Here is a 15,522-nt window from a genome sequence, read left to right on the forward strand (position 1 = left end):
CCCCTAAAGTAACTATATAATTTAATATGAATTCACTGAGTATTGTGCTCGGAGCCGACAGGCCGGATCTGATCCGCCAGGAAACGTTGGCGAGCTTATTTGTCGAAAGCGCAAAACTGCATCCTGATAAAACGGCATTAATCTTTCATGATCAAGCTCTTACCTACGCCGAACTGGACCGATGGAGCAACGCCGTAGCGCACTACCTCAACAAAAAAGGCATAGCACGTGGCAGCAAGGTAGGTGTATGGTGGCAGCGCGGCTTAGAGCTGCATGTAGCTATTTTAGGCATAGTAAAAAGTGGTGCAACCTACGTGCCGGTTGACCGGGAAATCCCCGCCGAACGCGTCGAGTTGATATTAGATGAGGTAGAAGCTGACGGCATCTTCAGCTTACAAAAATTAAACTCACCCTGCCCGCGGTTATTGGTGCCACCCATGCCGTCGATAGCCGACGCTGTTAAAATACCTAAGGGCCCGCAGCCTGATGATGTTGCGTATGTACTTTATACATCGGGTAGTACCGGTAAGCCAAAGGGAATCCCCATCAGCCAGAAACAAATTTGTCATCTGGTACGGTCAGAGCAGGTGGTTTTTGATATCAGGGAGACAGATAAAGTGTACCAGGGTTTCTCGGTATCGTTTGATATGTGGTGCGAAGAAACCTGGATAAGCTATTTTGCCGGCGCTACTATTTGGGTGTCAGACAATACCACCTCAAAAGCTATTGATGAGCTGGGTGATGTTATCCGGAACGAAAGAATAACCATACTGCACGCCGTACCCAGCTTATTGGCTGTGATGGATGACAGCGAAAATTCACTGCGGTTGGTAAACGCTGGCGGCGAGGCCTGTACACCACAGGTATTAGCCAAATGGGCAAGGCCTGGCATTGATTTTTACAACAGCTATGGCCCTACCGAAACAACCGTTACCGCCACAATAGCGCCGTTAAACGCCGGCGATAAAATCATCATAGGCGACCCGCTGCCCAACTATAACCTTGCCGTTGTTGATAAGGACCTTAACCTGGTGCCGATAGGCGAGGAGGGCGAACTGATTATTACCGGCCCGGGTGTCGCTACCGGCTATGTTAAGCTGCCCGAGCTAACCAAACAGAAATTTGTGCCCAAGCCAAAATCGCTGGATGTTTTGCCGGGAGATATGGTATACCGTACAGGCGATGCCGCGGCTATACTGGCTGATGGTACCGTTGATTTGCACGGCCGTTTTGACGACCAGATAAAGCTGCGTGGCTACCGTATTGAGCTGGGTGAGATAGAAGTGCGCCTGAATAATATAACCGGTGTAGCATCGGCTGTAGTGGCTATAAAAAAGGATGGCAACGGGCAGGATCAACTGGTGGGTTATGTGGTGATGGATGGTATTAATGAGATTGAGGAGAACCTTTTCCGCATTGAGCTGGCTAAAACACTGCCATCATACATGGTACCCGGTACTATTATTAAAGTTGATGAAATGCCAAGGATGCCAAGCGGTAAAATAAACCGTAAAGCTTTACCTGTGCCCGAATCTTTCTTGGCTGCAACAGATGGTACGCAGGCCGCGCTGGATTTGAATGCCCCGGCTGCTGACAGGATTTTAGCAGTGCTGCGTGGTATCTTCCCCAATAAAGACATTACGCCTGAAATGGATTTCTTCGACGACCTGGGCGGCCACTCTTTATTGGCGGCCGGCTTTGTGTCGCAATTGCGCCGCGACGCCAATTTGCCCGGCGCGTCATTAAAAGACATTTATATCAACCGCCCGCTAAGTAACCTGATATCCGTATGGGAAAAACAGCCGGATGTTAAACCCAAACCTAAAAAATCTTATAATAAACCGCCGCTTTATCGTTACCTGCTTTGCGGGGTAGGCCAGGCGATCTCATTATTGCTGATATACGGGCTTTTTGCCTTCCAGATATTTATACCCTACCTGGGTTATTATTATGTTAATGTAGAGACGGAAAATGTGCTGTATGCCATTATTACCTCGTTGGTGCTGTTCTCATTTATCCCGCCGATATTTACAGTGCTGTCCATAGGCGCTAAATGGCTGGTGATAGGCAAGATGAAGGAAGGCGATTACCCGCTATGGGGAGGCTACTATTTTAGATGGTGGTTTGTAAAGGCTATGCAGCGTTTACTGCCCGCACAGTTTTTAAATGGCACGCCGTTATACCCGGTTTACCTGCGCTGGCTGGGTATTAAAATTGCCCCGGATGCACAGATAAGCGATTTTGCTTTTGGCGCCGAAGATTTGATAACCATTGGCAGCGATGTAAGCCTAAGCTCGCAAACTAACCTGAACAATGCTATTGTCGAGAACGGCCTGCTTAAACTGCGCCGTATCCATATTGGCGATCATGCTTACATTGGCAGCAGCGCCAGTATCTCCGGCGAAACAAAAATAGACGCCTGGGGTGAGTTGCAGGATTTAAGTTTTCTTCCGGCAGGCAAAACCATTAAAACCGGCGAGGTTTGGAAAGGCAGCCCCGCACAATTTGTAGAGACCAAAAATATTGAAGAGCTGCCGCACCCCGTGCCGGTATCAGCGTTTACCCGCCGCAAATACAAGCTGGTATTTATTGGCTGTATGATGGTGTTTCCGTTCATAATTCTGTTACCGCTGCTGCCTACCATTATCACCATAAATAATTTAGACAACGCCGCCGACGATTACAACTTTGCCTATATGATGCATGTGCCCCTGTTGGCCATACTATACATCCTGTTATTTATGGCCGAAACTATTTTGCTTACGCGATTACTGCAATACAAAATAAAGCCCGGTAAATATTCGGTTTACAGTATATTTTATGTGCGCAAATGGTTTGCAGATCAACTAATGTCATTAAGCCTGATTGTAATACACCCTATTTATGCTACGGTTTATGTGGCATCGTACTTTAGATTGTTGGGCGCTAAAATTGGTAAGAATACCGAGATCTCAACCGCCAGCAGTGTAACCCACCCGCTTTTAGAAATTGGCGACGGCGCTTTTGTTGCCGATGCCGTTACTTTGGGCGAAGCCGACATCCGTGCGCAACAGCTGATTTTAAGTAAAACTACAATCGGCAATAAAAGCTTTGTGGGCAACAGCGCACTGATCCCGCAAGGCTATAATTTAGGAAGCGATATGCTGATAGGCGTACTTTCAACCCCGCCGGATGAGCAGCAATTGAAAGACAGCAATGCAAGAGATTGGTTTGGCTCGCCTGCTATTCCGTTGCCGCGCAGGCAGGAGAGCACCCCGTTTGGCGAGGAGTTAACGCTTTACCCAAGTAATGCTAAAAAGTTTGCGCGTGGGTTGGTGGAGTTTATCCGCATTATATTGCCAGAGAGCGCCATAATTTGTTTCTCCATCTTCTTCATTGCCTATGCGCATGACTTGTTGGTTGACAATCCGTTGTGGAAGATAATCATCCTGTTTCCGTTCTATTACTTGTTTTTTATGGGGATCCCGGCGTTCCTGGTTCCGCTGGTGTTAAAGTGGGTGTTTATAGGCAAGTACAAGGCGCAGCAAAAACCCATGTGGAGCTGGGCGGTATGGAAAAGCGAGGCTGTTACCTCAACTTACGAAGCATTGGCTATCCCGTTCCTGCTGGATTATTTACAGGGTACACCATTCCTGCCGCCTGTATTGCGCTTGATGGGCGTAAAAATTGGTAAGCGTGTATTTTTGAATACTACCGACATCACTGAATTTGACATGGTGGCGATAGGTGATGATGCCGCTTTGAACCAGGATTGCGGCCCGCAAACGCATTTATTTGAAGACAGGGTAATGAAGGTAGGACCTGTTAAAATAGGCGCCCGCAGCAGCGTTGGCGCAGGTACTATTATTTTGTATGACAGTGAGCTGGGCGATGATACCCGCATTGAAGCTTTGTCCTTAGTAATGAAGGACGAGCGATTGTCGCCGGGCACAGATTGGATTGGTAGCCCGGTGAAACCCATCTAAATCTCCCCTAAAGGGGGTACTTTTGAAAAACTAAATTAATACGTATAAGAGTGCCGTGGCAAATACCGCGGCACTGTTTCTTTATACTATCCGGTACCCCCTTTAGGGGGCTAAGGTGGTTATAAATACGATATCCCCTTATAATCCACAGGTCCGTAATTAAAGGCTTCAAAGCCGTCTTCGGCAGGTTCACAGCTTACTACGATCGAGGTAAGATCAGCATCGCCAAAGATGTTGGCGATAGCTGTATCAGCCGCGTCACGGCCGGTAGCTATTTTAACCATGCCATTTAGCGGTATAAGTTTGGTAGCATCAAACAATATCCATTCGCCGCTAATATAAGCCTCGAAGCAGGCATGGAAATCCGGCGGTTGCAGTTGGTAGGCATAGCCGGTAAAATATCGGGCAGGTATGGTTAAAGCGCGGCACAGAGCAATGCCTAAGTGAGCAAAGTCACGGCAAACGCCCTGCCGCTCGGTAACGGTATCAAAGGCTGATGTTTCTGAATTGGTTGATCCGCTCAGATACTCAACATGCCAATAGATCCAGTCTGTAATAGCTATAACTTTGGTAAACGGGTTTACAATATTGCCAAACATATCATTAGCCAGGCGGTATAACTTGTCCGACTGGCAATAGCGGCTTGGGTACAGATAGGGGATAATACTATGGTCAAACTGCGCTACCGCGGTTTCATACAGCCCTTCGTAATCCACGGTTTTATAATGATTATCAACCGTTGCTTTGTAAGTTACTTTTATAGTTTGGGGTTTGTCAACCTCAAATCTAACCATCCGGTTCTCGCCGGCAGTTGCCGGCAGTTCCTCGGTTTTAATATAAGGATCAATAGTAAACTCTTCGCTTAATACCGTTTGGTGCTGGGTTCGTAAAGCATTGATGTTTAGTATCAATGTACTCGCCGACTTCACTACATACTCCATTTCGGTGAATACATTGAATTTCATAGGGTGTTGTTTATGTTAGTTTATCAAATGCTACATTTATCCAATCTTCAGATACATGCTCTAATGCTGCCTTTAGCTCCTCGGCCCATTGGGTCGAAATAACTTCCAGGTCTTTTTTTTCATAGCGTTGTTCTATGATGTTAAAGCTGTCTTTTTTATAGATAGCCACATCAATAGGGAAATCGACATTGTTTGAGCTTACACGGGTCGAGTCGAACGATAAAAATCCAACCTTAAGCGCCAGCTTCAATGTCGAGTTCTCGTTTAAAATACGGTTTAAAATAGGCTTACCGTGGCCCGAATTACCTATAATGATAAACGGCGCGCCCTGTCCAAGTTCAACCCAGTTACCTTCGGGATAGAGCAGGAACAGTTTATGCTCATCATCGTCCTTTAACTGGCCGCCTATTATGCTGTGCAGATCAAAATTAAACCCCGCCTTCTCTAACGATTCCTTATCCTCTTTAACCACCCGCTTTATCTGCTCGCCAAAAGCATTAACTGCTTTATATAATTTATTGTATTCGGTTGTTTCTAATAACTCCTTAAAATAAACAATGGCCTTATCGCGTGTAGAGCGTAGGCCGCTGGTCATTATAAAAAGCGAAAATCCGTCTTTTTGTTCTATCGTAATTTTCTTTTTTACAGTGGTATCAGTTCCGGATGTAATACGTGTATCGGCAATAGCAAGCAGGCCCTCTTTAACCTTAATCCCCAGGCAATAAGTCATATCAGTAATAGTATTGTTAAACGGATGGCAAAGTAAATAAATATTGGGTACTAAACACTTAAAAATATCCAAAAATGTTATGCTGTTATTTATGTAGGATTGATCAAAATAACTTAATTTAGCCGGATACGCCATTACAATCAGCTACCAAAAAATATGGCATTTACTTAATGAGGCTACTTTACACCCTTTGCGGTTTAATTATTGCACTACTTTGTAGCCAAAATCTATATGCCCAGCACATTCGAACAATCCCCATTGCCAAGATATTTACAGACAGTACCGCCAAAAAACCGGTAAGAGATACAATAGTGCTATCGCCAACTGGTAAACCACAAAAAGATCTTTACGACCTGATAGCCGAAGCTTTCCATAAAAACACCAAACCGGCGGAAGATTCTATCAGCACAAAACCTGTAATATCCATTGTGCCTGCTATTGGTTATACGCTGGTATCAAAACTGGCTGTGGTGCTTTCGGGCAATGTGGCATTTCGCACCGGGCCAAACTCGCGGGTATCAACTATTGTGGCCAGTATCTCGTACAGTCAGAACAAACAATTTAGTGTCCCCGTACAAACCAGTATCTGGAGCAAAAACAACAAGTTTAATTACGTTGGTGATTATCGGTTCTATGTGTACCCGCAAAGTACCTTCGGCTTGGGCAGCAACGCAAACGTAGCTAACGATGACCCGATGAGTTTCAACTTTATGCGGTTTTATGAAACCGCCTACCGGCGCATCACCGGTAATTTGTATGCTGGGATAGGCTTTGCGTTTGACGATCATTATAGCATAACAGATAAAGGAAATATAAATGGAACTGTATCTGATTATGAATTATATGGTAAATCCTCGCGTACCATTGCTTCAGGCTTAATGTATAGTATGTTTTATGATTCGCGCGATAACGCTATTAACTCATCAAAGGGCAGTTATGCTTCCTTGCAATACCGCAGCGCCATTAAGGCCATGGGCAGCAACAGTAACTGGCACTCGCTTACGGTTGATGTGCGTAAATACTTTAAGTTCCCGGCAAGCTCTGATAACGTAATTGCACTTTGGAACTTTGATTGGGTAATCCTAAACGGTATTCCGGGTTATTTAGACCTGCCCAGCGTTGCCTGGGACGCAAACTCCACAACTGGCAGGGGCTATATACAGGGCCGCTTCAGGGGTGCGCAAATGTTTTACGGCGAGGCCGAATACCGGTTCAGGATTTCGGCAAATGGTGTGCTTGGCGGCGTGGTGTTTGCCAACTTCGAGTCGTTTTCGGCTGCGCCGGGTACCCGGCTGCAAAGTATCCAGCCTGCCTTTGGCCCGGGTTTGCGGATAAAGCTGAATAAAGTATCAAAAACCAGTATTTCTTTCGATTATGGTTTTGGCAGGCAGGGCTCGCGAGGATTATTTGTTGATGTAGGCGAAGCATTTTAACGGTGGGTTTGCTTGTATATACAGTTAAAGCAAATAACCCCACACGTTTAAGGAATATTATTAACAGATTCTGTACATTAGCTGTTCCAAATAAGTTAGATGACGGTTTATTTTTTTTCAAGGATCACTGAAGCAAGTCGGGCGGCTTTTAGGAGCTATTGCACCCTTCAAAACCTACGAACCGTAAAAACCATCAGTTTAATTTACTTCCTGCTTAATTTAAGCATCCGGATACTGGGTACTTTTACCAACCTGCCTTTTAATGACATTAAAAACGTTGATGAGCTGTCAAGGGCAAACGTGATATCAACCTTAACCAGTCCGTTATTTTATTTCGGTGCTTTATTACTCATTAAATATTATGAACGTAACCGCATAGTTATTTTTTTATCGTATGGGTTGGTTATACTATTTGCCCTGTTTGTAATAACCAATGGCATGCGGGTTACATTTTTTGCCATGCATAACCCGCGCAATACGTTGGTAATGTATTTAGCGGCATTAACCCTTGCCGGTGTTTTTTTTACTATTGAGTATTTTGAAACGCTTATAATAGTAGTGGTAACCAGCACTATTTTTATGCTGGTAATTCCATCTTATCAGCCCAATTTTAGTGAGCAGATGTTAAACGATATCGTATCGTTTGTGTTACTGCTATTATATTTTTGTATTTCCCGCTACCTGTTCTCGTATCGTGCCGATAATTATTTAAAGCTAAAAGCTATCGAAGAAAAGAATATAGAGATTGAAACCGCCAGCCAGTTAAAAAACGAAATATTGGGCATTGTAGCTCACGATCTGCGTAACCCGTTAGCAGCCATACGTACCCTGGCTGTGATGATGGAAGGGGATAAAACCATGGATACCGATAACCGGGAAAACCTGCAAATGATCAAAACATCATGTGATAAGGCTACCTCTATAATTAACGACCTGATAGAAACCGCCAGCAACGACAAAGACAGTGTGTTTGATATTGAAGAGGTGGAAATTAACCAATACCTGCTAAGGATAGTTGACGAGTGGGCGAAAAATAAAACCGGCCCTACCAATATATTGTACTACGGTACCGATAAGCCTATTTATACCCATATCAACATGGAAAAAATGCAGCGGGTTATGGATAACCTTATTAGCAACGCCATTAAGTTTTCGGGCGAGAGTGAGCGTGTTGAGGTTAGACTGCGCAATGCGGACGGGCAAATATATATTGATGTGAAAGATTTTGGTATGGGTATCCCGGATAGTATACTGCCTTATATCTTCGACCGTTTTTCGAGAGCCAGCCGCAGGGGGATAAGAGGCGAGGAATCAGTAGGGCTGGGGCTAAGTATTGTTAAGCAGATAGTTGAAAAACATGGCGGCGATATTAGTGTAACCACTGCCGAAAAGCAGGGGACTACCTTTACCATCCACATGACGCCTGTTAGAAGTAATACCAAGGCACGACCATAATATGCAACAGCAAACGCAAATATTAACGCTGGCCGATATTAAATTGTTGGTTGATACTTTTTACGAAAGGATAAGGACCGACGCGCTGCTGGCCCCCATATTTAATGAGCGGATACAGGATAACTGGCCCGTGCATTTAGAAAAAATGTACCGCTTCTGGCAAACTGTTTTGCTGGATGAACATACTTACTTTGGCAGTCCCTTTCCGCCGCATGCAAAACTACCGGTAAGCCATGAACACTTTGCAAACTGGCTGGCGCTGTTCAATAAAACTGTTGACGAACTATTTACCGGCCTTAAAGCCGAAGAGGCCAAATGGCGCGCCGCTAAAATGGCCGAGCTGTTTGAAGCCAAGATAACCCATGCCCGTAACAACCCGCTAAATATTTTATAACGATGGATGAGTCTTGCGAACACATTAAACAGGTAACTGAAATTAAAGAACCAAATGGTTATGTATGTGAAGAATGCGTTAAAGTAGGCGGCAGTTGGCTGCACCTGCGCACCTGCCAAACCTGCGGAGCCACGCTATGCTGCGATAGTTCGCCTGCAAAACATGCCTCAGCACATTACCATGCTACCCAGCATCCGGTAGTCATATCTGCCGAGCCGGGGGAGCAATGGTTCTGGTGTTTTAAGGATGAAGCGTTTGGGGAGTATTAAAGATGTTCACTAAGTACTTGACAAGATGAATCATCTTTTTTGGAAAAAATCAAGAAATATATTTGGTATATTAATTATTATTTTGGCCGTTTATGATTTCCTCTTTTTTGACAACTCAGGCCATTTGGAAAGCCATTATTCATTATTGAAGCTATAGTCCTTGTTTTCGGTTTGTTTTCTGAATTGATGAGTTTTCTGACTAAGCCTAAGGTGTCCAAATAAAGACCCGCCCTGCAAAGCGTTCTACGCTTACCGCATAAATTGTGAGCGCCACGCTCACAATCAAGATATAAGAGGCGTAGCCTCGACCAATATTGTAGCAACGGGTTTTAACCCGTTGTATAAACAAAAAAAGAATAATACAGAGCTGTAGGCTCGGTACATATAATATGCGTCGTGCCTACGGCACTTTTGTTTATATTTTTAAATGTTCGCCGGGTTGAAACCCGGCGCTACAAAATGTGTCAAGCCTACGGCTTTTGGTTGAGGAACTTTAAAGTTTTTGTCATCCCGACCATAGGGAGAGATGTATAAACTTGCAAGGTGGCGAGGCTTTTGGGGAGTATTGATAATTTTTTGTCATTGCCGAGGAACGAACCAATCGCAGGGAGAAAAGCGGCGAACTTTGCGGCGTGCGATTGCCGCGCTCGTTCGTCGGTCGCAATGACAAAAAAGTATTTAAATCGCCGCCTTCAACAAACCACCCTCGGCACGGATGGCAGCGCCATTAGTAGCTGCAGCCAGCGGGCTTGATAAGTAAGTTACCATATTGGCTACTTCATCCGTAGTTAAAAAGCGTTGGATGATAGATGTAGGGCGCATTGTTTTAAAGAAATCAGCTTCTATCTGCTCAACTGTTTTGTTTTGATCTTTGGCCAGGTTATCAATAAAACCACCCACACCTTCAGACAGGGTAGGGCCGGGCAATACCGAGTTTACGGTAACGTTTGAACCTTTAGTTAACTCGGCCAAACCACGTGCAATAGCCAGCTGCGCCGTTTTGGTCATCCCGTAATGGATCATTTCCGACGGAATCTGTAGGGCTGACTCACTTGAAATAAAGATGATCCGGCCCCAGTTTTTCTGGAGCATTTTATCAAAATAAGCACGCGACAGCCGGATACCGCTCAATACGTTTATCTCATAAAACCTCAGCCAATCCTCATCAGGTATTTCCGCAAAAGCTTTAGGTTCAAAAATAGCCACGTTATTTATCAGGATGTCAACTTCGGGTACTTGGGCTATCAGGGCAGCTATTTGGTTCTTGTCCGCAAAATCAGCAGTCACACCGCTTACTTTGGTGTTGCCGGTTGCGTCAATAATGCTTTTTACGGCAGCATCAACACGTTCCTTAGTGCGGCCGTTAATTATCACGGTGGCACCTTCGGCGGCCAGTTGTTTGGCAATTGCGTAACCTATCCCGGCGGTCGATCCGCTTATCAGCGCTGTTTTGTTTTTTAGTTGTAAGTCCATGTCTGTATTTAAAAATTCTTAATCAAAGAAACAGCAAAGCCATTAATTGTTTGTCATGCTTTTGTTGTAATGATATGGGTGCAAAGTCATTAAATAAACATGAAATAGCTTTTTTAATTCAAACCCTATTACTAACTTGTCATACAATTGTCACGCGAAACCTAACACGCTATATTTATAAACTCTACGATATGAATAGGATCTTGATTTTTTTGATGTTATGTACCTGCACAACCATGGCCTTTAGCCAGCAGGAACAGAAAGAATTTAAACTGATAATAGAAATTGATGAGCAACTGCCAATAAGCGGTATTATGGGTGCGCAGCTAATGGTGACAGGTAAAAACGATAGTGTTAAAACATTATTAGCGGGTTATGACCCGGGAACCTTGCGGGTTAATGACAAAAATGCAGCAGCGTTAATTGATAACGCTAAGCAAATTATATTAAGCTTTTATTATATCGATCCTGCGAACGATAGTGAAGCGTATAGTAACTATAAAATACAGTTTAAAAAACAATGGCTCACAAGCAAGTTTTGTGTTTTACGGGTTTATAATTTAGATAAGAAGAAATACAAAAAATCATACGACCCATTATCTCCATCTCAAAACTATAACTTCTCTATCGATTTTCCTGATTATCAAATGATGCCGATAACCAAGCGATAACGGCACACGGCTTTTACCTTTTAATAATTTAAAAAGTGTTACTGGTGTTACAGATGTTTCAGTTGTTATACCTGTTTCTGTAACACCGAAACAAAAAAGGGCGAACACATATCAGCGTCCGCCCCTCATTAGTCACTCATTCTCACTCACTATTCACCACTCACTTCTTCACTTATTATCATTAGTTGCCAGGGGCATTCTCTGGCGTACCCATAACCTTGTAGGCTTTGTTGCCTTTCTGGTCGCGGGTTTCCTGGTAGTAATAATCATCAGGCGATACAAAATAGTTCTGTCCCTGGATCTTTATTTTGCGGCTATCGGTTGGTAAACTGTAAAATAAGTCGCCAATTTCAGGCATCGCAATATCGGTGTCAACATCGTCCATTGGTTGGGTGTTTACTGCACTACCGCCATTATCCTGTCTGCCAACATAACCATCATTTTCTGGTGCATAACCATTTTCAGGGCTTGAGTAAGTATCTAACTTACCATCTTTACCCGCTACCTGGTAGGCAACAGTGCCGTCGTCTTTAGTTATCGGGGTGTAATAAACACCGTTTGCCTCATAAAACTGCTGGCCGTTGATTGTAATAGCCTGCGCATTGCTCGGCAATGAGTTAACCGTTGCGCCTATAGGTGGCTCAACCACAGTATATTGGTTGTTATCATACTGATAAAAGTAACCACCACTATAGAAGAAACGATCATTACCCCAATAGAATGGATAGTAACCATAAGGCAATATACCTAAACTAAAACCTAAACGCGGGTAGTATGAACTGCTGTAAAAGCCACGGTTGTAATAATATCCGCCACGGGTTGCCCATGGGCTATAACGATAACTACTGCCTCCGTATGAATACGGACGGCCATAGCCACCTGCATAATAACGACCTCCGCGAGAGAACCCGCCACGGATAGAACCACGATATGAACTACTATAGCCAGGGTTAACCCTACGGAAGCTAGGACTGCCACCGTAAGAACCACCACGGCTATATGCGCCGCCACGTTGGAAACTTTGTGTTCGAGGCGAGCTGAAACCATTTGTACTGCGGCCTCTTGAAAAGCCACCGCCGTTATAACTATTGGTAGTGCCACCTCTTGAAAACGAACCTGCAGACTGGCCGCGAGAAAAACCACCGCTTACCTGTCCGCCACCATAACTACGGCCGCCTCCTGAGTTGCCGCGTGAAAAACTCTGGCCACCGCCGGAAGAACGGCCTCCACCTGAAAATCCACCGCCGCCGCCTCCGCGCGAAAAACTTTGACCACCGCCTGAACGGCCGCCACCACGTTGAGCATTAGCAGAAACAGACAAGAACAGACATAATAATCCACCTAAGCCTGTTAACATTAAATACTGATATCCCCTTTTCATATTTTTGATTTTTATAATTAATTAGCCTTTTTTAGTGCTGTTATTGATATAGACTAAAAATTTGGCCACGGTTTAATGCTGATATAAAATAATAGTCAAAACCAAACCAACTTTACCATTTTTTGACAAAAACTACTTATTCGTCGGGAATGATACATTAGCAATGAGTATTAGAAAATTAGAAAAGAAGAGAAATTGGTTACTGAGATTTAAAACGATAATTTATTGGCATCATCATTGGTCTGCTCATAACAAACAATTAAGGCTATGACTATGACTGATGACGATTTTCGAGAAGAATATAAACCGCTGCATATCCCGGCTGAGTATTTTGAAGCCGATACCGAGCAAAACAAAATAATTTATGCACTGGCGCAAATAGGCGAGGGTTCTGCTGCTATGGTAGTAGATAAACTGGAAATGTTACAACCCGAGATAAAAACCGAACAATTAGTAGCCATTACCAAACAGGTGCTGACCCATTTGTATGATAAGGGCCAGATAAGAGGTAAGGATATCAATGGCGAAATGCATTACGACCTGGCCAAGATAACCCACGAAAACTATGGTGATGTAAACCCGGAGCTGTTAGCTCCAGGTCTTGACTAATATAGTTTGGTTGAACAGGATTGCTGCCTATGCTTCTTTATAAGCTGAGATATGGCTGGTTTTTATGCTTAATAAAAACGATTTGCCAACGCTTATTTTGATAGCCTTATCTTTCAGCATCTCTTTAATCAGATCGTCTGTTTTAAGGGCCTCGTACAAGTCGCGTGCTACTGCAGATCCGCTGATGTTGTTGGTTACCTTACCATTTTCCATGGTAATATTGAAAGTATAGCCAGACTTGCCGCGGTCGCCCGCCGATTCGAAATCTGTAATGTTTAGTTTAAAGCTTTGTTCGGCTGTAAGGCTCCTTTTAAGGTGCAGGCGGATAACGGGTATGTACCGTCTCCAGGTGGTTAAGTATTTTCTTTCTTCCATGCGTGGGTGGTAAAGGTAGGTTTTAAAGGTGATGTATTTGCCGATGCATGGTTTTATATTATCCCTGTTAGGTTTTTACGTTAAATTAAAGTTGATAATTTGGATATCCTTGCAGAGAAATAGCCTGGTTGTTTTTAGTCTTTTACTTTCTTTATCGGCAGGCGTCTACCATAACTTAGCTGCCGCCAAACCCACTCTATAGGGCCATAGTTATAGTTAGCTAACCACCACTGGCTTAAAGGGATCTGTACAATAAATATCACCAGGGCAATTAAAAAGTAAACCCAATATTGCCGGGTATTAAACAGACCCAGCCCAACGTTTAAAAATAAAAGCACGGCTAATATATTTTGCACCATATAGTTGGTCAGCGTCATTTTGCCCATGGCCTGGAAACCGTTAAAAATACTTTTTAATTTGCCGCAAGTATATAACCAGCTTATACCGGTAGCAATAGTAAGCATGGTGGCAAATATAACCCAGTAACGCGGTTTAAAATGTGTAAATATGGCGGTTAGTTTGAAATGTTGCAGTGTCCCTAAAGCCACACTCAATATAACGGTTGATGCCAGCGCTATCCAGAAGGTTGTTTTTAGTTGCTTTTTAAGCTCAGGCAGGCGGTTAAAAAAGTCTATCCGCTGGGCGGCAAAACCAAACAGCATACAGGCAAACATCATTACGTGTACAGATATGGCGTATTGCGGCAATAAAACTTCTAAATAATAGGTGCCCTTAAGTTGCGCGGTAAAAATATCCAGCCAGTTATGGCTGTAAAGTGTTGGTAAAACCTGTGCTTTTACTACGGCATCATAATCGTAAGGCATGGTATTGCTTACCCAGGCGCTTATAAACGGTACAATCAACAGCAAAAACGCACCCGACCAAAAAGCCGTTTTAGCCGAAGCTTTATAAAACAACAACAGTACTAAACCTAAAAAGGCGTAATCCTTCAAAATATCGCCCAGCCAAAACGCCGAGTTGATAAAGGCTATTACAAACAGCCAAAACATTCGTCGGGTAAAAAACGCTACCGGGCTTTTGCCTTTGGCGGCTATATTATTCATCACCACTGCAAAGCCGTAGCCAAATAACAAGCTCAATAAGGTCCATGATTTGGCAGCGAAAATAAATTGGTTTATGCCCATCAATATATTTGATAGCATATCATACTTTATTTTTACGGGTTTCCCAATAAAAGCGTAGTCAGTATAATTACCTAATACAACCCCTAAAATGGCCCAGCCGCGTAAAATATCAACTATAGCGGTACGTTTGGATGATTGAACTGGTAATACTAATTCTTGCTGCATCATGATAAAGGATTGATGCTTAAAGATATAAATATTACGCTAATGTTAATCCTGCTCGCAAAATTCCTTTAAGCCGTTTAAAATCTTATTCCAGCCTTTTACAGATCGCCTATAACGCTTTTCGGCGCCTTCACCCTGGCCAACATCGTCGGTAATTGTCAAAATGGTATTGTCTTTTGCCGGCGTTAGTATGTCGGTTACTGTCGACTTACTTTTATCGCCTTTATTAATAAGGGTGTATTGCAATAACCTGCCTTCGTCAACTTTATCAATTGTGCCTTTTAATTCAACAGGGATTATCCAGAACATTCGGCCCTTAAAAGTTATCGGACTGCCGGGTTTCCAGGTAGATATTACCCGGCAATTAAAAAAGTATTCCTTTGTTTTTTCGGGATTGGTAAGTGCGTCCCAGACTGCTTTAACGGGTGCGTTTATGGCGATGTGCTTTTTAACAATGTATTCTTTCATGTAAAAAATAACATATCCTTAAAA

At 43.5% G+C, this 15,522-nt stretch carries 14 protein-coding genes; 7 read left to right on the forward strand and 7 right to left on the reverse strand.

Annotation, left to right across the window (positions count from 1 at the left end):
* Positions 1 to 26 precede the first annotated feature (26 nt).
* Positions 27 to 3,965 (forward strand): Pls/PosA family non-ribosomal peptide synthetase, encoded by a 3,939-nt coding sequence (locus ABIB50_RS24220; protein WP_429384071.1) that lies wholly within the window; start codon positions 27 to 29, stop codon positions 3,963 to 3,965.
* A 119-nt stretch (positions 3,966 to 4,084) separates the two neighbouring features.
* Here the strand turns inward: ABIB50_RS24220 and ABIB50_RS24225 are convergent, their stop codons facing one another.
* Together ABIB50_RS24225 and ABIB50_RS24230 are read right to left on the reverse strand one after the other, a co-directional pair.
* Positions 4,085 to 4,930 (reverse strand): transglutaminase-like domain-containing protein, encoded by an 846-nt coding sequence (locus tag ABIB50_RS24225; RefSeq protein WP_429384073.1) that lies wholly within the window; start codon positions 4,928 to 4,930, stop codon positions 4,085 to 4,087.
* 10 nt (positions 4,931 to 4,940) lie between these two features.
* A complete protein-coding gene (locus ABIB50_RS24230) occupies positions 4,941 to 5,732 on the reverse strand; it encodes a peptidase (protein WP_429384075.1) in 792 nt (263 codons plus the stop codon).
* Between the two features lie 98 nt (positions 5,733 to 5,830).
* On the opposite strand from ABIB50_RS24230, the gene ABIB50_RS24235 reads away from it, so the two are divergent.
* From ABIB50_RS24235 to ABIB50_RS24250, 4 genes are all read left to right on the forward strand, one after another.
* Complete coding sequence (locus ABIB50_RS24235) at positions 5,831 to 7,093, forward strand: BamA/TamA family outer membrane protein (RefSeq protein ID WP_429384076.1); 1,263 nt, start codon at positions 5,831 to 5,833, stop codon at positions 7,091 to 7,093.
* Positions 7,094 to 7,192: 99 nt separating this feature from the next.
* Positions 7,193 to 8,548: a sensor histidine kinase gene (locus ABIB50_RS24240; RefSeq protein ID WP_429384078.1), complete on the forward strand. Its 1,356-nt coding sequence runs from the start codon at positions 7,193 to 7,195 to the stop codon at positions 8,546 to 8,548.
* A gap of 1 nt (position 8,549) precedes the next feature.
* The gene (locus ABIB50_RS24245; protein WP_429384080.1) at positions 8,550 to 8,942 is read left to right on the forward strand and encodes a group III truncated hemoglobin; all 393 of its coding nucleotides are present in this window, start codon (positions 8,550 to 8,552) and stop codon (positions 8,940 to 8,942) included.
* Positions 8,943 to 8,944: 2 nt separating this feature from the next.
* On the forward strand, positions 8,945 to 9,211 hold the full coding sequence (locus tag ABIB50_RS24250; protein ID WP_429384082.1) for a UBP-type zinc finger domain-containing protein: 267 nt from the start codon (positions 8,945 to 8,947) through the stop codon (positions 9,209 to 9,211).
* A 678-nt stretch (positions 9,212 to 9,889) separates the two neighbouring features.
* On the opposite strand, the gene ABIB50_RS24255 is transcribed toward ABIB50_RS24250, so the two are convergent.
* Entirely contained in the window at positions 9,890 to 10,684 is a 795-nt protein-coding gene (locus tag ABIB50_RS24255) for an SDR family NAD(P)-dependent oxidoreductase (RefSeq protein ID WP_429384084.1), read from the reverse strand.
* Between the two features lie 191 nt (positions 10,685 to 10,875).
* Here ABIB50_RS24255 and ABIB50_RS24260 point away from each other — a divergent pair, with 191 nt between their 5' ends.
* Positions 10,876 to 11,355, forward strand: coding sequence for a hypothetical protein (locus tag ABIB50_RS24260; RefSeq protein WP_429384086.1), 480 nt, complete (start codon positions 10,876 to 10,878; stop codon positions 11,353 to 11,355).
* A 181-nt stretch (positions 11,356 to 11,536) separates the two neighbouring features.
* On the opposite strand, the gene ABIB50_RS24265 is transcribed toward ABIB50_RS24260, so the two are convergent.
* Positions 11,537 to 12,736: a DUF6515 family protein gene (locus ABIB50_RS24265; RefSeq protein WP_429384088.1), complete on the reverse strand. Its 1,200-nt coding sequence runs from the start codon at positions 12,734 to 12,736 to the stop codon at positions 11,537 to 11,539.
* A gap of 267 nt (positions 12,737 to 13,003) precedes the next feature.
* On the opposite strand from ABIB50_RS24265, the gene ABIB50_RS24270 reads away from it, so the two are divergent.
* Positions 13,004 to 13,345 carry a hypothetical protein gene (locus ABIB50_RS24270; protein WP_429384090.1) on the forward strand — a complete coding sequence of 114 codons (342 nt, stop codon included), beginning with the start codon at positions 13,004 to 13,006 and terminating at the stop codon, positions 13,343 to 13,345.
* A 27-nt stretch (positions 13,346 to 13,372) separates the two neighbouring features.
* Here the strand turns inward: ABIB50_RS24270 and ABIB50_RS24275 are convergent, their stop codons facing one another.
* The 3 genes from ABIB50_RS24275 to ABIB50_RS24285 all read right to left on the reverse strand — a co-directional run bounded on the left by ABIB50_RS24275 (position 13,373) and on the right by ABIB50_RS24285 (position 15,498).
* Entirely contained in the window at positions 13,373 to 13,720 is a 348-nt protein-coding gene (locus tag ABIB50_RS24275; RefSeq protein WP_429384092.1) for a hypothetical protein, read from the reverse strand.
* Between the two features lie 134 nt (positions 13,721 to 13,854).
* Positions 13,855 to 15,033, reverse strand: coding sequence for a DUF418 domain-containing protein (locus ABIB50_RS24280; protein WP_429384094.1), 1,179 nt, complete (start codon positions 15,031 to 15,033; stop codon positions 13,855 to 13,857).
* 42 nt (positions 15,034 to 15,075) lie between these two features.
* Positions 15,076 to 15,498 (reverse strand): SRPBCC domain-containing protein, encoded by a 423-nt coding sequence (locus ABIB50_RS24285; RefSeq protein WP_429384096.1) that lies wholly within the window; start codon positions 15,496 to 15,498, stop codon positions 15,076 to 15,078.
* Positions 15,499 to 15,522: the final 24 nt, after the last annotated feature.

The organism is Mucilaginibacter sp. UYCu711 (assembly GCF_050433825.1).
Classification (GTDB): Bacteria; Bacteroidota; Bacteroidia; order Sphingobacteriales; family Sphingobacteriaceae; genus Mucilaginibacter.